This window comes from Halomonas sp. DP5N14-9 (assembly GCF_019802175.1).
Lineage (GTDB): Bacteria > Pseudomonadota > Gammaproteobacteria > Pseudomonadales > Halomonadaceae > Halomonas > Halomonas litopenaei.
Genome location: NZ_JAHVHR010000030.1, coordinates 92697 through 112262 on the forward strand (window position 1 = coordinate 92697; position 19566 = coordinate 112262).

Below are 19566 nucleotides of genomic sequence, written 5' to 3' on the forward strand. Positions count from 1 at the left end.
AAAGGTTTCCTAGATGATTTCACTCAAGCGGCTGATCGGCCACGACACCCTGGATGAACACCAGCACAAGAGCATGGGAGGCATGGCCACCTTTGCCCTGTGGCTCGGCGCCAACGTGGTCGTCACCACCATCCTCACCGGCATGCTGCTGGTGCCCGATCTGCGCTTCCCGGTCGCCATGACCTGGGTCCTGATCGGCTCGCTGATCGGCGCCATTCCGCTGCTGCTGGTAGGACTGATGGGCCAGCGCACCGGCCTGCCCTCGATGGCCCTGACCCGCCGCGCCTATGGCCCCACCGGCTCGAAGATCATTTCGCTGGTCAACATGGCGGTGCTGATCGCCTGGAGCTGGATCCAGGCGCTGCTGGCCGGCATGAGCCTGGACTACGCCATCGAGGCCACCACCGGCTACTCCAACCTGCCGCTGATGACGATCCTGTGCGAGACCATCGTGGTGCTGATCGTGCTGCGCGGCCACCTGGGTATCGAGCGCATCGAGCGCTGGGCGGCGGCGGCCATGATGGTGCTGGCGGCCGGCGTGGTCTACCAGCTCAACCGCCACTACGAGGTCGGTGCGCTGTTCGAGATGCCCGCCGAATCCCGCAACGGCATCACCCTGGGCATCGCCTTCGACATCGTCGTCGCCACCGCCTTCTCGTGGATTTCCACCTCCGCCGACTACAACCGCAACTGCAAGAGCGGACGCATCGCGGTACTCGGCACCTACGGCGGCTACGTCTGCGCCTCGATGATCGCCATGGGGCTGGGTGCCGCGGTATCCGGCCTGTCGGTGCTCGGCGGCATGGAACAGACCTACGACCCGACCCGGCTGCTGTCCGGCTTCGGCTTTGGTCTGCCCGCTGCGCTGGTGATCTTCTTCTCGGTGATGACCACCAACGTGATGGCGGTCTACAGCGCCACCCTGTCGTGCATGAACATGTCCCCCGGCATGGCCTTCTGGAAGCCGGCGCTGGTGATCGGCGTGGTGACGGTCTTTGGCGCCCTGATCCCCGGTATCCTCGACCAGTTCCAGAACTTCCTGTTGCTGATCGGCGCCTTGTTCATTCCGGCCTTCTCGGTGATGATCGTCGACTACTACCTGGTCGGCCGTGACGGCTATAGCGCCGAGCTGCTGCGCTCGCCGCACCAGCTCGGTCGGCCCACCGCCGGTATCGCCATCGGCGCCTACCTGATCGGTGCGGCCCTGGCGGCCTACTGGACCCTGGTGGCACCGCTGTCCATCGGTGCCTCGCTGCCGGTGTTCGTCATCACCGGCGGACTCTACTGGCTGGGCTGTGCCCTGTTCACCCGTTCCAGCCTCGCTACCCAAGGAGACTGATCCATGCGCCTGATGCTGGCCCAGACCGACCCCGTCCACGCGGATGTCGCCGCCAACCTCGATGCCCTCGATGGCCTGTGCCAGCAGGCGGTGGCCGCCGGCGCCCAGCTGCTGGCCCTGCCGGAACTGGCGCTGACCGGCTACAACGTGTTCGAACGGCTCGATGAGCTGGCCGACGAAGGCGAGTTGATCGATCAGGTCGCCCGGTTGGCGCACCAGTATCGCCTGCACCTGCTGTTCGGCCTGGCCCAGCGCCAGGCCGACGGCCGCCTGACCAACTCGGCGGTGCTGATCGACGACGCCGGCACCACCCTGGCCTGCTACCACAAGCGCCAGCTATGGGATCGTGAACATCAGTACTTCATCCCCGGTGACGAGCTGTGCGTGGTCGACACCCGGCTCGGCCGCCTGGGCCTGATGATCTGCTACGACAACGAGTTCCCGGAGATAGCCAGAGCGCTGGCCCAGGCCGGCGCCGAGGTGATCCTCTCGCCCACCGCCAACATGGTGCCCAACGCCGAACGCCAGCAGTTGCAGATCCGCGCCCGGGCGCTGGACAACCAGCGCTTCGTCGCCTGCATCAACCGCGCAGGCATCGAGGGCGAGCTGCACTACTGTGGCAACAGCCTGGTGGCAGGACCGGACGGCGAGGTGCTGGGGCGCCTTGGCAACGACGCCGGCGTGCTGGTGGTGGACATCGAACACTCGCGTATCGACGAGAGCCGCAGCCACCAGGACTACCTGAAGGACCTGCGCGCCCTGCCGGGAGGCAACACGTGAGCACCTTCACCCTGCCCCGGGGTGACGCCGCCAGCTGGTATCGCACCCAGCGCCTGGCCGACGGCATCACCCTGATCGACGAACCGGCCATCAAGCCGTTCTACCGCTGCAATATCTGGCACGTTCGCGGCCGCGAGCGCGATCTGGTGGTGGACTTCGGCCTGGGCGCGGTGCCACTGCGCGAGCGCGTGGCACTGCTGGCCGAACGCGAGATCGTGGCGGTGGCAAGCCACACCCACTTCGATCATATCGGCGCCGCTCACGAGTTCGACTGCTGCCACGTTCATCGCGCCGAGGCCGATATCCTGGCAAGCCCCGACAACCGTCGCACCCTGGCCGAGGCCTTTCTCGACGACGCCATGTTCGACGCCCTGCCACCGCTGCCCTACGCCCACAGCGGCTATCGCATTGCGGCGCCGCCGCGTATCGAGACGCTGGAGGACGGCGACGTCATCGAGCTTGGCGATCGCCATTTCGAGGTGATCCACACCCCCGGCCATTCGCCCGGCGGCATCGCCCTGTGGGAGGCCGCCAGCGCCACCCTGATCAGCGGCGACATCATCTACGACGGTGAGCTGATCGAGGACGCCTATCACAGCGACCTGGACGACTACGCGGCGAGCCTCGAGCGCCTGCGGAGGTTGCCGATCGCCACGGTGCACGGCGGCCACTTCCCGAGCTTCTCGGGCCGTCACTGCCACGCCATGATCGATGACTGGCTCAAGCGCCACCAGGCGTGAGCGCGTAACGAGCCCTCATCTCGCCGATCATTTCATTCGCTTATTCCTTCCAATGTCTTTGCCCCTGGAGTCCCTCCGTGCAACAGCTGACACAACAGTTTATCGACAACCGCTGGGTCGATAGTCACAGCCGCCGGCGCCTGGCGGTGACCGATCCCTACCGCCAGACCCAGATCGCCGAGATCACCGCCGGCGATGCCAGCGACGTCGACGCCGCCGTGGCCAGCGCCCGTGCCGCCCTGCCCGCCTGGCAGGCGCTGGGCGGGCAGCGTCGTGGCGACTTTCTCGAGGCCTTCGCCACGGCCCTCGAAGCCCGCCGCGGCGAGCTCGAACGGCTGTCCTCCACCAACAACGGCAAGGCCCTGGCCGAGGCCGCCATCGACCTGGACGACGCCATCGCCTGCTACCGCTACTACGCCGGCCAGGCCCGCGCCCTGGAGCAGCGTCAGGGTCGCCTGCTCGAGCACGGCATGGACGGCGTCGAGGCGCGGGTGTTCGAAGACCCCGCCGGCGTGGTCGGACTGATCACCCCCTGGAACTTCCCGCTGGTCACCAGCGCCTGGAAGATCGCACCGGCACTGGCCGCCGGCTGCACCCTGGTGTTCAAGCCCTCCGAGGTCACCCCGCTGCCCGAGGTGGCGCTGGCCGACATCGCCGTGGAGATCGGCCTGCCTGCCGGTGTGCTGAACCTCTTGCTGGGTGACGGCGAAGGCATCGGTGCCCCCCTGTCCGCCCATCAGGGTGTGGATAAATTGTCCTTCACCGGCAGCAATGCGGTCGGCGAGAAGGTCATGCGGGCCGCCGCCAACGGCGTGCGCGGCGTATCACTGGAGCTCGGCGGCAAATCGCCGATCCTGGTGCTCGATGACGCCGAGGTCGAAGCCGCCGCCGACTGGGTGATGGCCGGCATCTACTTCAACTCCGGGCAGATCTGCTCCGCCACCTCGCGACTGATCGTGCATCAGACGCTGGCCGAACCGCTCTACCAGGCGCTGGCCGACCGTATCGACGGCCTCACCCTGGGTGACCCGCTGGCCGAGGGCACCGACATGGGCCCGATGACCAGCGCCCGTCAGCGCGAAGCCGTGGAGCGCTACCTCGAGATCGCCAAGGAGGAAGGTCTGACGCCGGTGCGTGACGGCCGCCATCGTGACCTGCCGGCCCAGGGCGAGTTCGTCGCCCCGACCCTGTACCGCGATGTGCCCACCTCAAGCCGTCTGTGGCGCGAGGAAATCTTCGGCCCGGTGCTGTGTGCGCGCAGCGCAGAGAGCGAAGCCGAGGCCATCGCCCTGGCCAACGATAGCGCCTTTGGCCTCGCCGCCACCGTGATCTCTGGTGACGCCGAGCGCGCCAGGCGTGTTGGCCGCGCCCTGCGTGCAGGCAGCATCTGGTTCAACTCCGAACAGCTGGTGATGCCCGAGGCCAGCTGGGGCGGCTTCGGCGCCAGCGGCATCGGACGTGAACTCGGCCCCTGGGGACTGTCCGGTTATCTTGAGGTAAAGCATCTGATTGGCCCTGCCGCTTAACCTCTCCCGGTCCTGTTTCCGGACCATCGCCTCAGCGACGACTCAGTATCACCGCGGCAATATCTCAACAACATCACCCCGATGGCAGGCCAAGGCGCCCGGCCATCGGGGTGTTTTTTTGTCGCAGCGACGCAATTTCGTGCCAGTTCGGCCAACCCGAGGTCAAATAATTAGAAAATTCTTAAAAAGAGAAAGGATGTAGGACATCCCCCATATCCCCTGACGAAATGGCTTTCTAGAGTCGCAGTGAAGCCTTCGCTGCAGGCACCAATGATGCGTTCCTCATGCAAGGACAACATGCGCCACCGCCAACCATTGCCATGACGACTGACCATCCATCAAGGCATGGGAAAATCCGACAACGCCTTGACACCTTTGATGAATCGAAGACCGATTTAAAGAAGGAAACAGGAGAAGAAGATGAGACTCAACTCCATGTCGTCAGCCACCTCATCTTCCGTCACCTTGCCGCTGCCGCTGTATAGCGTACCCGGTAGAAGCAGCAGACTCTGGTCAACTCGTGGCCGTATCGGGCGCATTCGCTACTGTAGCCGACTTGCCGCAGTAGGACTCATCTATAACCTCGCGCTCTTTCTCCCACTTTATCTCGACTACCTGTACCCTGCGACACTCACCCAGAGCACCTTTACCATCCTGATCTACGCCTACGCAGGCCTGTACTCAGTCTTCACCCTTTTCGCCATTCTTCAGGCAAAACGTCGCCTTAACGATCAGGGGCGTTCTGGGTGGGTACTGCTTCTTGGACTGATTCCCCTGATCAACGTATGGCTGGTCATCACCCTGGTCTTCTCTCGTGGCACACCAGGAAGCAACCCCTTCGGACCACCACCTTCTCCATCGACTTCATCGGAAACGAAGCGCTTCTGGTGCTTGCTCATTCTTAACATTGCCGTGGCGTCAGTGGCCATCTGCTATGGACCACTACAGTTTCACCTGGGTCTTTATACCCTCCCAGTGGACTGCTAAAAGCATAGATATTAACCGACTCGGCGAAAGGATCGCCGGAACTCTTACCCCAAGGAAGGAAGCAGCAAGATGACAAACGAAAGCACTACGTTAGATAACTCAAATGAAATCAACTTCCCTTCAGATACAGAAATCTCCAACACGCAAGGTGATGCAAACGACCGCCAGGCAGCAAATAAAAACCCTGGACTATGGTCGACCAATGGTCGTATCGGTAGAGTAAGATACTTTAATCGCTTAACCTTGCCGGTATTGTTCGTCTATGCCGTATACGGGATACTTATCTACTATAGTCTGACGGCAACACCGGCCGCTGCAGAGACAGCCGCCAGCGCCTTTACCATCAGCCAATTCGTGCTTGGAATTCCATTGACTATCTTTGCGCTAATCCAGGGAAAGCGCAGGCTAAATGACCTGAACAAGTCAGGCTGGCTCATGCTACTTTTCTTTATCCCCCTTATAAACCTCATCCCATTTATCATGGTGACCTTCATCAAGGGGAGTGATGGTGACAACCGCTTCGGTGCTGAACCTTCCCCCCTCACTTCTAATGAGATGACCCTGTTCTGGTTCCTGACCGGACTGTCGGTCGTTGCTTGCGTAGCGCTGGCCTCTCTAACGCTCTAAAAAAACATTCCCTGCGCTACTACCAACAACGACAACCACAAGAGCGCCACAGCCCCGCCAGCATGGCGGGGCTGTTTTTTTACTGCCAGGTGAGCGGAGGCCGGTCAGACGGCTGCGACCTCGGTGGTGCCCTGCTTGCGCCGCCGAAGCAGGATCGAGACGGCCAGCACCACCAGCATGGCCCAGGGGTACGGGGTCAGGAAGGAGGCAAAAGCTGACGGCGCGGCGACCTCGTTCTGCACCGCGGTGGAAGCGATGACCTCCTGCCAGACCGCCACCACGATGTGCCAGGGAAGCAGAAAGAACACCGTGCAGACCGCGCAGTCCATCAGGTTGGCGGCCCTGGCCGGCGAGATGCCGAACTGCTGAGCCAAGCTTCGTACCAATCCCGGCCCCACCAGCAGCAGCGCCGGGGCGTTGGCCGACAGCGGAGTAGATGCGGCAATCGTCACTGCCACGATGCTGGTCTCGGCGCTGGCCCGGTCCTTGACCAGGCGCTTCCTGGCGCCGTCCAGCAGTTTTTCCATCAGACCGGTATCGAGAATCACCTGGGTCAGCGCCAGCACCATCAGCGCAAACAGCACGGCGCCGGTTACCGAAGCAATACCATTTTCGATCAGGCCGGTGCTCTCGCCTCTGGCTTCGGGCAACGAGAACAGATCACCCAGGCCAATGGCACCGATCGCCAGGGCGCACAGCATGGCCACCAGATTGCCGATAAACATGGCTTCGACGATGTGTCGGCGCTTCAGCGCAAAGAACACCACCGCCGCGAGCGGAATCAGCATGACCAGGCCGGAAGCATGACCGGAAGGCACCTCCACGGCTGACGCCGAGGCCTCGCCGCTGGCACCGAACAACAGGAAGATCAGCATGGAGATCGCCGCAGCCGACAGCGCCAGCGGTAGACGGGTGCGGATCACGTCGGCGATTTCCGCCCCTTGGGTATAGGAGGACACGATGGTGGTATCCGACACCGGGGACAGGTTGTCACCGAAGGCCGCACCGGACAGGATCGCCACCGCCAGCATGGACGGATCCGCCCCCAACAGGACGCCCGCCGGGTACAGCACCGGCGACAGCCCGATGACGGTACCGGTACTGGTGCCGGTCCCCAGGGCAAACACCATGGCCATGGCAAAGGCCAGCAGGGTGAAGGCCGCACCCTCGGCGCCCACCGCTGCTCCCAACCACATCAAGCCATCGATCAGGCCGCCGGCGGCCATCAACTTGCCGAAGACACCGGCCAGCAGCCACAGTGCGATGATGGCCGTCGCGGTGGAATTGCCCATCCCCTTGAGCAGGCTGTCACAGTACGCCGTGCGTTGCCGACACAGAAAGAGTCCCACGCCCATGGCCACCCAGGCGCAGGCCCAGAATGGCTTGGTGCCGGCACGCTCGAACACCGACAGATAGATAAGGCCTAGCACCAGCAGGATCAGAGGCGTCAAGGCACCCAGGGTGCCCCCACGAAAGGACAGTGAAGGTGTTGCGGTTTGTGTTGTCATTGTCAGGGACCTTATTGTGTTTTATTGGTGTATCAGCAAGAACAGCGTTCCATCGCCGCTCAGCTACCCAGCCCGCCGAAGACCACCACCCCCAGCACGATGGCCAGCAGCAGCAGGGTCTCCAGCACCATCAGGATGACCGGCTTCCAGCCGACCACCGCGAGCTTCTGAAAAGAGGTCTTGATGCCCAGGGCGGCGATGGCGGTCACCAGACACCAGCGCGACAGCGTCGACAGTCCTTCGTTGACGCTGTCGGGAATCAGCCCCAGGCTGTTGATCAGCACCAGCGCCACGAACCCCACCAGGAAGCCAGGCAGCATCGGCACCTGGCGCTTTCCCTCGCTGTTGCGCGAAGCGCGATAGAGCCAGCTGAAGATCATCACCACCGGCACCAGCATGGCCACGCGCACCAGCTTGACCAGGGTCGAGACGTCGCCGGTCTCCTCCGAGATGATGTACCCCGCCCCGACCACCTGAGCCACGTCGTGGATGGTCCCCCCCAGAAAGATGCCGGCCTGGGTGTTGGCAAGGTCGAGCACCCCCACCAGCAGCGGGTAGGTCACCATGGCCACCGTCGACAGCGTGGTCACGCCCACCACTGTGAGGATGGTGTTGCGCTCGCTGGTGTCGTTTTTCGGCATCACCGCCGACAGCGCCAGCGCCGCCGAGGCCCCGCAGATCGCCACGGCACCACCGGTCAGCAGGCCGAGATCACGGTGCAGGCCAAGCGCCCGGGCCAGCAGCCCCCCTGCGCAGATCACCAGCCCCACCGCGGCGAGCACCGTCAGCACCGGCCCCAGCCCCAGGTCACCAACCTGCTCAAGCGTCATGCGCGCGCCCAGCAGCGCCACGCCAAGGCGCAGCACGGTACGCGCGGCAAACTCGATCCCCGGCAGGCAGCGTCCCTCCTCGCTCAAGAAGTGCAGCGACATGCCGAACAGCAAGGCGTAGAGCAGGGTCGGCCCACCGTAGTGATCGGCGATAAAGGTGGTGGCCAGGGCAATGGTCACGCACACCAGCAGTCCTCGCCCGATCGGGCTCAGGGACGCCAGTCGACGGCTTAGCCGCTGTCGCGAGGTCGCCGTCGAGGAGGAAGAAGAGGGTGAGGTCATGGGACGACTCCGGATCGTGAAAACGAGCGACCCCGGTCCTGCCGGATGAGGCCAGCGGACGAAGGCGTCTCTTTGGTGAACGGGACAGGAAGATCGATAAGCTGGCGGCGCCTGGCGCCGACCTGTTCAACCTCTGGGCAGTGCTCTCGTTACAGTGCTCTCGTTACAGTGCTCTCGCTTCAGTGCTCGATTCGGTTCTCCGATTCAACCGCGCGGTGCCTTTCCGGTGGCCGCAGCGACCACGTCTTCGGCCAGCACCTGTACGGTATCGATGATCGGCACGCGACCATCGAGCGCATCGCGGATCACCGAAAGCTCAGTACAGGCCAGGACCAGCACGTCGGCACCACGCGCCTGGACGTCATGGGCGGCTTCGATGAAGGCGGCTCGGGTGTCGGGCGCGCGCCCGGCACCACGCTTGACCGCTCGGATCACGTCGAGCACGCGATCCTCGTTGTCGGGATAGACCAACGACAGCCCCCTTGGCTCGATGAATCCCTCGTAAAGACCAATCTTGCGAAGCGCCGGCGAGCACAGCATGCCCACCCTGGCCCCCGGCATCTCGGCGGCGACCCGGTCCAGGGTGCGCTCGACGATATGCCACACCGGAATGTCCACCGCCTGCTGGGCGGCCGACCAGTAGTAGTGGGCGGTATTGCAGGGCATGACCAGAAAATCGCAGCCTGCCTGCTCGAGTCGTCTGGCCATGGCAGCGATGGCAGGCGCCGGTGACTCGCCGTCACCGTCGATCAGCGCCTTGATGCGTGATGGCACCTTGGGATTGTTGTCGACCAGCATATGCACGTGGTCGATATCGTCCTCGCCGGGCGTCACCTCGATGACCTTCTGCATGAAGGCCACCGTGGCGTCCGGTCCCATGCCGCCCAGCACGCCGACCATCGTATGGTCGGCGATTGTTGCGGAGTTATCGGTGGAAAGCGTCATAGCGGGTCCTTTGACGAGTGATGACCTGACGAGTGATGACCGGTATCAGAAGCCGAGCAGATTGGGCAGCCACAGGCTGAGCTGCGGGAAGAAGGCCAGCAGCAAGGCAATGACCACCATGGAACCCACCAGCGGCAAGGCGCGCACCGAAATCTTCTCAATGGAGACATTGGCGATCGACGAGCTGATGAACATGTTCTCGCCCAGCGGCGGCGTCGAGAAACCGATGCCCAGGCTGACCACCAGCACGATGCCGAAGTGCACGGGATCGACGCCGAGCTCCACCATCACCGGCAACAGCACCGGCGTGACGATCATGATGGTGGCCAGGATCTCGATGAACATGCCGACGATCAGGAGAAAGCCGATCACCAGAATCCACACCAGCCACAGGCTGTTGGTGATATCCAGGATGCCCTGGGCGATCATCGCCGGAATGTGATTCTCGACCAGGATGCGGCCGAAGGCGGTGGCGGTGAACATGATGATCAACACACGCCCGGTCAGCCAGGTGGTGCTCTGAAAGGCCTCGTTGAGCCCGCGCAGCGATGACTCCTTGTGGATGAAAACACCGACGAACAGGGCGTAGAAGATCGAGACCACGGCCGCCTCGGTGGGCGTGAACATGCCCGAATAGATGCCGCCCAGGATCACCACCGGCGCCATCAGCGACCAGAAACCATCCTTGAGCACCGCGACCACCCGCTTGCGATCGTAGGAAGTTCCCTCGGTCTGGTAGCCGTTGCGCTTGGCGGTGATGTAGTTGGCCACCATCAGGCCCGCCCCCAGCATCACGCCGGGGATGACGCCGGCCATGAACAGTGCAGAAATCGACTCGTTGGCGGTGACGCCATAGATCACCAGCGGCATGCTGGGCGGAATGACCACCCCGAGACCACCAGCGGTGGCGGTGATCGCCGCCGGGTAGCTTCTGCCGTAGCCGCGCTCGATCATCGCCGGTATCACCAGCATCCCCACCGCTGCGGTGGTGGCAGGTCCCGAGCCCGAGATCGCGCCAAAGAACATGCAGGCCATCACCGCAGCGGCGCCTAGCCCACCAGCGGCAGGACCGGCCAGCTCCTCGGCGATCAGGATCAGGCGTCTGGCGATACCGGCATCCCCCATCAGTGCGCCGGCCAGGATGAACGACGGCAAGGCCATCAGCGGAAACGAGTTGATGGCCGAAAAGGCCAGCTCGATCAGCGAACTGAGATCGTCGCCGTTGAGTATATAGACGGCCATCGAGGCCACACCGAGAGAGACGACGATAGGGGTGCCGAAGAACAACAGCCCGGCAAACATGGAAAACAGTACGGTTGCGGCCATGGCTTAGCCCTCCGCCTTGGACGACGTCTTGCCGTCGCTGTAGTGGCTCGTTTCCTCGGTGATCCTGGACACTTCCTGGGCGTCCACGTCACCTGGCTCGATGCCCTTGAACAGCTTCAGGTACTGCACCTGCAGCACGCGAAAGGCCATCAAGGTAAAGGCGATGGGGAAGACGAAGTAAACGTAGGCCAGCGACCAGCCCAGGGCCGGCGAGTCATAGGGGAATTCCAGCAACAGCCCGATCAGATCCAGGCTCTTGTAGGCCAGCACCAGACAGAAGGCGACCCAGATCAGATCCACCAGCAACAAGAGGGTATTGGCCACCTTGCGTGGCATCAGCTTGATATGGGTCTGCAGGCGGTTATGCGCGCTCAAGTGGGCTGCGTGGGCTGCGCCCAGAAAGACGAACCAGACGAAGGCGTAGCGCGCGAGCTCTTCGATCCAGGCCATGCCGATGCCCAGGGTGACGCGCATCACCACCTGAACGAACAGCAGAATGACAAAGAGCCCGAGCAGAAAGCGGCAGGCGTAGTCTTCGATATAGTTGAGTTTGGCCAGCATGGAGGCCTCCTTCCCGACGGGAATGCAGCAGCAATGACAACAAGACCCGGGCGGCGGTCAGCGACCGCCGCCCGCGGCGACAACGATCAGTGACCGAGCGCCGCCTGCATTTCCTCGAAGGCTTCCTGGCCACCGATGTCCTCGTAGAACTGCGGCCACACCTCTTCCTGGGCGATGCGGATCCATTCATCCTCGTCTTCCAGGGTGGCCACCTCGACCCCTTCGGCTTCCATGGCAGCACGCGCCTCGGAGGCCTTGGTCAGCTGGAACTGCAGCGCGTACAGCTGCGCCTCCAGGCCGGCGCGATCGATGATCGCTCGCTCCTCGTCGGACAGACGCTCGTAGCTGCGCACCCCCATCACGATGGGCTGCAGCGAGTACTGGGCGTGAAGTTCGGTGAGGTGGTCCTGCACCTCGTGAAACTTCATGGTGCTGTTGACGATGTAGGGGTTGTCCTGGCCATCGATCACGCCCTGCTGCAGGCCGGTGAAGACCTCCGGCCAGGACATGCTGATGGGGCTGGCGCCCCAGGCCTCGTAGCTGGCCAGCATGATCTCGTTCTGCGGCACGCGAACCTTGAGTCCCTCGACGTCGGCGAGGGTCGTCACCGGCCGCTGGGAGTTGGTCAGGTGACGGAAGTTGGAGTACAGCCAGCTGACGATGTGCACACCGGCCTCTTCCTCGGCGATCGTGTTCCACCGATCGGCCAGGGGGCCGGTGGTGGCCTTGACCGCATCGGCGTGGCTACGCAGGGCATAGGGCATGGTCAAGGCGCCCAGACGCGCTGCGTAGGGCGTCAGGTTGCCGACACCGACCAGCGCAAAGTCCAGCTTGCCGATGCGGGTGTCCTGGATCATGCCGGTCTCAGAACCGAGCTGGCCGCCGGGGAACAGCTCGACCTGCATCTCGCCGTCGGACAGCGATTCGACCAGCTCCTCGAAGCGCTGGGCCAGGGCCCCCTGGTCGGAGTCCATGGGATCGCCCATGCCGACCTTGAAGGTCTTGGCCTCTGCGGCGGTGGCAGTGGCTGCCATGACAATGGCGGCGGTAAGTAGAGTCTTCTTGAACATTATTGTCACTCCGGATGTCTTGTTATTGCGTCGTCCGACGTGGCTCAGCGAGAGCCGAGCGCCTTGTCGGGTGTTGCCTCGGGGGGCTGCACCGCCTCATCCATGGCGGCGCTCATCAGCGCGACGATGTCGTCGCAGTCTGCTTGATCGAAGGTCAGCGGCAGGCGCAGGTCACACAGGGTGGCGAGTACTCTGTCGGCGATCGGCAGTGCACGTGTGCCGGCCAGATAACCCCAGCTGTCGTAGCGGCTGGTGTAGTCCTCCGGCAAGGGTTTGCCATACCACTTCAACGGAATGCCGCGGGCCTCGCAGCCCTCGACAAAGCGCGCAATGGTGTCGGCGCCCAGCGCCGGCAGGCGGAACTGGATGGAGCTGCCGACGAAGTCCTCCCTGGCGGGCCGGTCAATCAGGCACACCTCGGCGATATCTCCAAGACGCTGCTCCATGCGCCGATACAGCGAATTCCAGCGCGTCTTGCGGTGCTCCATCTCGGCCAGCTGAGGACGCAGGATGGCCGCCCGCAGATTGTCCATGCGGCCACTCATGTTGGGTGTCATCAGACGCGTCTCAGCGAAGCTTTCTGGCGCGGGTGCGGCCAGGTGCCGATCGAACAGCATGTAGGAGCCGGAGAGGATCACCGCACGCCGCATGACCTCGGCATCGGCGGTGGCCAGAAGTCCGCCCTCTCCGGAATTGATGTGCTTGTAGGTCTGGGTGCTGAAGCAGCCTGCCTTGCCGAAGGTGCCGCTGGGTCGGCCATCGTAGGCCGCCCCCATGGTGTGGGCACAGTCTTCGATCAGCACGATACCGTGGGACTCGCACACCGCGACGATGGCGTCCATGTCTCCGATATGGCCGCGCATGTGCGACAGCACAAAGAAGCCGGCACCGCTCTCGCGAGCGGCGCGATCCAGGTCGCCGGGATCGACGGTGGTATCGTCCAGGATGTCCACCAGTACCGCCTCGCCCCCTGCCGCGACGATACTGCCGGGCACCGGCGACAGGGTGAAGGCGTTGCACAGCACCTTGTCGCCGGCCTCGAGTCCGCAGGCGCGCAGCGCCAGCTGCAACGCATAACCGCCGGAGGCGCAGGCCAGTGCGTAGTCGACACCCAGGCTCGCGGCGAACTCGGACTCCAGCAGGGCGGTCTCACCGGCCTCGCCTTCGGCCAGGTTGTAGCGATGCAGGCGACCGCTCTGGAGCACGGCCACCGCCGAGGCGATGGCGTCGTCAGAGATGGCTTCCTGCTGGGTGAAGGATTTGGCAAAACGGCGCATGGCAGGCTCCTCCGCTGGCGACTCAGTAACGAGCCTGACGGTGAACAGTGAAATCCCATTCCTGCTCTGGGAAGTACTTGGCCAGGCGCCAGTCACAGGCCCGGGCGTGGCCTTCCATGCCCTCGGTACGGGAAATCCGGGATCCCACCGCGCTAAAGGTCAGATTGGCCTCGACGCTCAACTGCTGGGTGGTCAGCACCTTCATGAACTTGTGGACATTGAGTCCACCGGAGTAACGCCCGGCACGCTTGGTCGGCAGGATATGGTTGGTACCGGAGCACTTGTCACCGTGGGTGACGGTGCTGCCCTCACCCAGAAACAGCGAGCCATAGTTGCTCAGATGCTGCTTCCACCAGTCCAGATCCTCGCACAGCACCTGCAGGTGCTCGCAGGCGTACTGATCGCTGATCGCGACGATCTCCTCGCGGCTGTCGCCCACGATGACCTCACCGAAGTCGCGCCAGGCAGCGTGAACGATATCAGCGTTAGGCATGTCGTCAGCGACTTTCGGCAGAATCTCCATCACTTCGCGGGCGGTCGCTTCGCTTGTGCTGAACAGCCACACCGGTGAATTCGGGCCGTGCTCGGCCTGGGACACCAGGTCGACGGCGATGGTCATCGGGTCGGCGGACTCGTCGGCGATGATCGCCGACTCGGTGGGGCCGGCAAACACATCGATACCCACTTCACCGAACAGCAGGCGCTTGGCTTCGGCCACGTAGGCGTTGCCGGGACCGACCAGGATGTCGGCCTCGCGGCCACCGAACAGGCCGAAGGCCATGCTGGCCATGGCGTGGACGCCGCCCATCTCGAGGATCATGTCGGCGCCGGCCACATGCATGGCGTAGGCCACCGCCGGGTTGATGCTGTCGCCCCGGGGCGGCGAACAGGCCACCACGTGTTCGACACCGGCGGCCTTGGCGGTGGCCACGCTCATCAGCGCCGAGGCGGCGTGAGCGTAGCGGCCGCCCGGCACATAGCAGCCGGCGCTGTGTACCGGCAGCACACGCTGACCGAGCAGCACGCCCTCTTCGGTCTCGATCTCGAAGGAGGTCAGGCTGTCACGCTGGGCCTCGGCAAAACGGCGGATCTGGCGGTGGGCGAAGTCGATGTCGTCCTTGACCGACTGGGGCACGCTGTCGATCAACTGACGCCGCTTGTCGTCGCTCAACACAAAGTCGCCGGTCCAGCCGTCAAACTTCTCGGCGTATTCGCGCACGGCCGCCTCGCCGCGGGCACGAATATCCTCGAGCATGCCACGCACCGCTTCCGTCACGCGCTGGTCTTCGGCGGCAACGCCAGCGGCGGCCTCCGCCTTCTTGAGATGACGAATGGTCATTGTTGTCTCCGAATAACGTCGTCGAGGGCGCCCGAACTCAGCGGGCGCCTGCCCTGAAGCGCCCTGGGCCTAGCCCTTGTAGTCGGGGAAACCGAAGGTATCGGGATAGCCGAACAGCGCAACGGCGCCGCCGGTGTGCAGGAAGACGACGTTCTCGTCCTGCTTGAAGTGGCCCTGGCGGATCAGGTCGATCAGCCCTGCCATGCCCTTGCCGGAGTACACCGGGTCCAGAAGGATGCCTTCGTGACGGGCCAGCAGGGTGACCGCCTCGATCATGCTGTCGGTGGGCACACCGTAGCCCTCACCCACGTAGTCGCAGTTGGCGACCACCTGTTCGCGGCTGACGACGCCGGACAGGCCGAGCTTGGCTTCGGTCTTCTGGGCCAGGGCAAAGACGTTGGCTTCCTGCTTGTCCTTCGGCGCGCGAACGCCGATGCCGAGCACCGGGATACCGGCGTTGCAGGCGCTGAGGCCGGTGACCAGGCCCGCCTGGGTGCCGGCGCTGCCGGTGGCGTGGACCAGATGATCGATGCGCAGACCCATGTCGTTGGCCTGGGCCAGAAGTTCCAGGGCGGCATTGACGTAGCCCAGGGCACCGATCTCGCTGGAGCCGCCGCCGGGGATGATGTAGGGCTTCTTGCCTTCACTCTTCAGACGATCGGCCAGGCCTTCCATCTCGGCGGCCATGTCGGCACCGCCCGGGCGCTTCTCGACGCTGGCGCCGTGGAGCTGATCAAGGAAGACGTTGCCGTTGTAGTTGTAGTTGGGGTCCTCGCTGCCGGTGCGGTCTTCCAGCAGAATGTGGCACTCGAGCCCCAGCTTGCAGGCGGCGGCCACGGTCTGGCGGGCGTGGTTGGACTGGGTGGCGCCCTGGGTGATGATGGTGTCGGCGCCCTGTTCCAGGGCGTCGGCCATCAGGAATTCAAGCTTGCGGGTCTTGTTGCCCCCGGTGGACAGGCCGGTGCAGTCGTCGCGTTTGATCCACAGCCGCGGACCGCCGAGCAGCTTGCTCAGGTTGTCCATGGGCTCCAGCGGAGTGGGCATATGGCCGAGACGGACACGGGGAAAACGGGACAGGTGCATACGGGCCTCCAGGCGAGTCATTGTTGGCATTGGCGTGCTCTCTTGACGACCTACGTCGAAAGACACAGCAGGCCTGAAGGCCTGCCCTCGAGCGATCGCTTCCAAGTTAAGCCTCGCCTGGAACATGAGACCAATGCCAAGTTGCTCGCCAGCTGTTAAATTTTTGCATAGCCACTGCTTAGCCCCGGCCGCCACCCACTAAGGCAGACCAAAACACCAATGAAGATCGAATGGATAGAGGATTTTCTCGAGCTTATCGAAGCGGGCACCTTTTCCCAGGCGGCCGAACGGCGCCACGTCACCCAGCCGGCATTCTCGCGCCGTATCCGCCAGCTGGAAGAATGGCTGGGGGTGGCGCTGATCGATCGCAGCGCCTCGCGCCTGGAGTTGACCGCCCACGCGCGGGCGTACGAGCCCCAATTACGAGAGTGGCTGGCACGCCTTTACGCCATGCGCAGTCGTCTCAGAAGCGATGCCCGCCAGGGGCCCAGGGCCATTCTGACCACCCAGCACACCCTGACCGTCAGCTACCTGCCGCGCCTGTTGCGCCACCTGCGTCATCACGCGCCTGAGGTGGGACTGCAGATCACCTCATCCGACCGCAGCCAGTGCATCCACGACTTCGAGCAAGGCAAGGCCGACCTGTTGCTGTGTTCGGAGCTGGAGGGCGCCCCCCTGTTCAGCGGCAGCGACAGCGTCGAGCGGCTGTCACTGGGCGTTGAACGGCTGTTGCCGGTGTGCGCATCGGATCATCACGGTGGTCTCATGCACGAACTCGAGGAAGGTCAACGACTGCCCTTGATCGGCTACGATCCGGACAGCTTTCTTGGCCAGGCCCTGGCGACGCCTTACCTGCTCGATGCCCAACGCCACTACGAGATCGAACTGGTCTGCGAGACCGCCTTCACCATCGGCATTCGCCAACTCGCCCTGGCCGGTCTCGGCATCGGCTGGCTACCCCACGGGTTGATCGAGGAAGACCTCGAGAGCGGCAAGCTGATTTCCTTGCAGGAAATCCTCGGCGGCCCCTCTCTGGAAGTGGCCTGCTATCGCCATCGCGACGAAGCGGCAGTGGCAGCCCCCCTGTGGCACCTGCTGGAAGAACGCCCTCCCGCGGTCTAGCACTCCCCTGCAGTTCGAAGCCCCTTGATCTCGCACCTCAAACTCCCTGAGGGGCGGCGGAAAGCGTCAGCTCGATGGCGTCGTGGCGCCAGTACTCATCATCACAGTCGATGGCACGGCCGTTCTGGTCGTGGTTGATGCGGGTGATGCGCTGGGCGGGGCTGCCGCGTACCGCGTTGAGCGCGCTGGCGGCGTCGCTGGAAAGTACACAGGTGCCGAGCTCGTAGCTGACCCGCCCGACCCGGATGCCGTACTCGCGGCGGTAGAGCTCGGTCAGCGATTCCCGCGCCAGATCGAACTCCAGAATGGCGGGAAAGCAGCGCGGCAACAGATGGTGTTCCACGTAGAGCACCCGGCGTTCGTCCACTAGCCGGGCACGACAGATGCGGTAGACGCGCTCGCCTTCGGCGAGTCCCAGCCGGCGGGCGACCGTGACGGGCGCGATCACTTCCTCGGCACTGAGCAACAGGGTGCGGGCGCTGCGCTGCTGGGATCGCACCATCTCGTGAAACGGCAGGCAGGCCAACAGGTCATAGCGTAGCCGTGGCGGCGACACGAACCAGCCGCGCCGATTCTCGCGATACACGCAGCCCTCCGCCTCCAGCTCATTGAGTGCCTCGCGCAGGGTGATGCGGGTGGTCTGGAGGCGCGCCATCATGTCTCGCTCGCTGGGCAGACGGCGATCGCCCCGTGTCGAGGCCAGACTCAGCAAGGGCGCAAGACGCTCGCGCAGGCGATGGGAGGGTGAGGCGTCGTGCGAGGTGTCGTCAGGGACAGTAGGCAAGGCGGACTCTCGAAGCTCTGACCAGGATCGCCGCCGAGCGGCCTCCGGCGGCGTCCAGCTTTCTGGTATAGACCAAAGAAGGTTCAACGTAGTTTCAGCAGTCTAGTGGCAAGCCGGTGACAACGCGATGACAGTGCTCGAACGAGTCGGGTTTTTCTTCCTCCACCTGGCTCATCTGAACTGAGACGAGACTGCCACGCAACTGACACGAGGCTGTCACGCTAGCTCCTTAGGGTGATCGTCAGCGGAAACTGATCTAGACCAGAAAGGCGCATCGGTTTCCGTCGACTTCACGCCCCTGACCCGGAGACCCTCCCGTGATCGTCACTTCTCTGCGTTACCCGACCCTGACCGCCCTGGCCTGCGTTGGCCTGCTGTCCACCGCCGCCCAGGCAAACACCGCCGAGCTTGAGTCACTGATCGAGGCCGCCAAGCAGGAAGGCCGCGTCGACAGCGTCGGCATGCCCGACACCTGGGCCAACTGGAAGGACACCTGGGCCGACCTGGAAAGCGTCTACGGCCTGGCGCACACCGATACCGACATGAGCTCCGCCGAGGAAGTCGCCAAGTTCAAGGCCGAGGGCGAGAACGCCACCGCCGATATCGGCGACGTCGGCTTCGCCTTCGGACCGATCGCGGTGCAGCAGGGGGTGACCCAGCCCTACAAGCCCACCACCTGGGACGAGATCCCCGACTGGGCCAAGGACGAAGATGGCCATTGGATGCTCGGCTACACCGGCACCATTGCGCTGATGATCAACAAGAACCTGGTGGAAGAGGACCAGCGCCCGAGTTCCTTCGCCGACCTGCGCGAGGGTGACTACTCGGTATCAGTGGGCGCCGTGGGCCAGGCTTCCCAGGCCAACAATGCGGTACTCGCCGCCGCCTATGCCGCCGGTGGCGACGAAGCCAATCTGGCCCCGGGCCTCGAGCTGTTCGCCGAACTGGCCGAGCAGGGCCGACTGTCGCTGGCCGACGTGTCCATCGCCAACCTGGAGAAGGGCGAAGTGGAAGTGGCCCTGCTGTGGGACTTCAACGCCTTGAACTACCGCGACCAGATCGACCGTGACGCCTTCGAGGTGGTAATCCCCTCGGACGCTTCGGTGACCTCCGGCTACGCCACCATCATCAACACCCACGCCCAGCACCCCAACGCCGCCAAGCTGGCCCGTGAGTACATCCTGTCCGATGAAGGCCAGTTCAACCTGGCCGAGGGCTACGCTCGCCCGATCCGCGCCGAGCACCTGACCCTGCCCGACGATATCGCCGCCAAGCTGCTGCCCAACGAGCAGTACGCCAGCGCCCGCCCGATCCAGGACTTTGCCGCCTGGGAACAGAGCGCCAAGGTGCTGCCGCGCCAGTGGCAGTCCGAGGTGCTGATCCACCAGCAGTGATCAAGCGCTGAGGACAGCCCCGCTACAACGATCGACCGCTGAAGAC

The 19566-nt window shown here is 64.0% G+C and carries 18 protein-coding genes; 8 read left to right on the forward strand and 10 right to left on the reverse strand.

The genetic code is table 11. From position 1 onward, the window contains the following. The first annotated feature begins 13 nt into the window (after window positions 1–13). The 6 genes from KUW00_RS16695 (at window position 14) to KUW00_RS16720 (ending at window position 5999) form a co-directional block, all read left to right on the forward strand. The gene (locus KUW00_RS16695) at window positions 14–1339 is read left to right on the forward strand and encodes a purine-cytosine permease family protein (protein WP_222569651.1); all 1326 of its coding nucleotides are present in this window, start codon (window positions 14–16) and stop codon (window positions 1337–1339) included. A gap of 3 nt (window positions 1340–1342) precedes the next feature. After that, window positions 1343–2119, forward strand: a complete 777-nt coding sequence (locus KUW00_RS16700; protein ID WP_108133486.1) for a carbon-nitrogen hydrolase family protein — start codon at window positions 1343–1345, stop codon at window positions 2117–2119. Further along, window positions 2116–2859: an MBL fold metallo-hydrolase gene (locus KUW00_RS16705; protein ID WP_108133485.1), complete on the forward strand. Its 744-nt coding sequence runs from the start codon at window positions 2116–2118 to the stop codon at window positions 2857–2859. The genes KUW00_RS16700 and KUW00_RS16705 overlap by 4 nt, the downstream gene beginning before the upstream one ends. A 77-nt stretch (window positions 2860–2936) precedes the next feature. Then, window positions 2937–4385, forward strand: a complete 1449-nt coding sequence (locus KUW00_RS16710; protein WP_222569652.1) for an aldehyde dehydrogenase family protein — start codon at window positions 2937–2939, stop codon at window positions 4383–4385. A 420-nt stretch (window positions 4386–4805) separates the two neighbouring features. Beyond that, entirely contained in the window at window positions 4806–5372 is a 567-nt protein-coding gene (locus KUW00_RS16715) for a DUF805 domain-containing protein (RefSeq protein ID WP_222569653.1), read from the forward strand. Window positions 5373–5441: 69 nt separating this feature from the next. Continuing rightward, the gene (locus KUW00_RS16720) at window positions 5442–5999 is read left to right on the forward strand and encodes a DUF805 domain-containing protein (protein WP_108133482.1); all 558 of its coding nucleotides are present in this window, start codon (window positions 5442–5444) and stop codon (window positions 5997–5999) included. A gap of 104 nt (window positions 6000–6103) precedes the next feature. Here KUW00_RS16720 and KUW00_RS16725 read toward each other — a convergent pair whose 3' ends face one another. From KUW00_RS16725 to KUW00_RS16765, 9 genes are all read right to left on the reverse strand, one after another. Further along, window positions 6104–7507, reverse strand: coding sequence for a Na+/H+ antiporter NhaC family protein (locus tag KUW00_RS16725; RefSeq protein ID WP_108133481.1), 1404 nt, complete (start codon window positions 7505–7507; stop codon window positions 6104–6106). A gap of 59 nt (window positions 7508–7566) precedes the next feature. Further along, window positions 7567–8619 (reverse strand): YeiH family protein, encoded by a 1053-nt coding sequence (locus KUW00_RS16730; protein WP_222569654.1) that lies wholly within the window; start codon window positions 8617–8619, stop codon window positions 7567–7569. A gap of 204 nt (window positions 8620–8823) precedes the next feature. Then, window positions 8824–9564: an aspartate/glutamate racemase family protein gene (locus tag KUW00_RS16735; protein WP_213231385.1), complete on the reverse strand. Its 741-nt coding sequence runs from the start codon at window positions 9562–9564 to the stop codon at window positions 8824–8826. Between the two features lie 45 nt (window positions 9565–9609). Beyond that, window positions 9610–10890: a TRAP transporter large permease gene (locus KUW00_RS16740; RefSeq protein ID WP_045993653.1), complete on the reverse strand. Its 1281-nt coding sequence runs from the start codon at window positions 10888–10890 to the stop codon at window positions 9610–9612. A 3-nt stretch (window positions 10891–10893) separates the two neighbouring features. Further along, entirely contained in the window at window positions 10894–11451 is a 558-nt protein-coding gene (locus KUW00_RS16745; protein WP_108133479.1) for a TRAP transporter small permease, read from the reverse strand. 86 nt (window positions 11452–11537) lie between these two features. Beyond that, window positions 11538–12521 carry a TRAP transporter substrate-binding protein gene (locus KUW00_RS16750; RefSeq protein WP_052704426.1) on the reverse strand — a complete coding sequence of 328 codons (984 nt, stop codon included), beginning with the start codon at window positions 12519–12521 and terminating at the stop codon, window positions 11538–11540. Between the two features lie 44 nt (window positions 12522–12565). Beyond that, window positions 12566–13798, reverse strand: a complete 1233-nt coding sequence (locus tag KUW00_RS16755) for a DegT/DnrJ/EryC1/StrS family aminotransferase (RefSeq protein WP_222569655.1) — start codon at window positions 13796–13798, stop codon at window positions 12566–12568. A 22-nt stretch (window positions 13799–13820) separates the two neighbouring features. After that, window positions 13821–15137 carry a histidinol dehydrogenase gene (gene hisD / locus KUW00_RS16760; RefSeq protein ID WP_222569656.1) on the reverse strand — a complete coding sequence of 439 codons (1317 nt, stop codon included), beginning with the start codon at window positions 15135–15137 and terminating at the stop codon, window positions 13821–13823. Between the two features lie 69 nt (window positions 15138–15206). Beyond that, window positions 15207–16220: a D-cysteine desulfhydrase gene (locus KUW00_RS16765; protein ID WP_222569657.1), complete on the reverse strand. Its 1014-nt coding sequence runs from the start codon at window positions 16218–16220 to the stop codon at window positions 15207–15209. 219 nt (window positions 16221–16439) lie between these two features. On the opposite strand from KUW00_RS16765, the gene KUW00_RS16770 reads away from it, so the two are divergent. Continuing rightward, window positions 16440–17342, forward strand: coding sequence for a LysR family transcriptional regulator (locus KUW00_RS16770; protein WP_108133476.1), 903 nt, complete (start codon window positions 16440–16442; stop codon window positions 17340–17342). Window positions 17343–17379: 37 nt separating this feature from the next. Here KUW00_RS16770 and KUW00_RS16775 read toward each other — a convergent pair whose 3' ends face one another. Next, the gene (locus KUW00_RS16775; RefSeq protein WP_231498696.1) at window positions 17380–18126 is read right to left on the reverse strand and encodes a UTRA domain-containing protein; all 747 of its coding nucleotides are present in this window, start codon (window positions 18124–18126) and stop codon (window positions 17380–17382) included. A gap of 317 nt (window positions 18127–18443) precedes the next feature. Here KUW00_RS16775 and KUW00_RS16780 point away from each other — a divergent pair, with 317 nt between their 5' ends. Beyond that, window positions 18444–19520 carry an ABC transporter substrate-binding protein gene (locus KUW00_RS16780; protein ID WP_315901182.1) on the forward strand — a complete coding sequence of 359 codons (1077 nt, stop codon included), beginning with the start codon at window positions 18444–18446 and terminating at the stop codon, window positions 19518–19520. The last annotated feature ends 46 nt before the right edge of the window (window positions 19521–19566 follow it).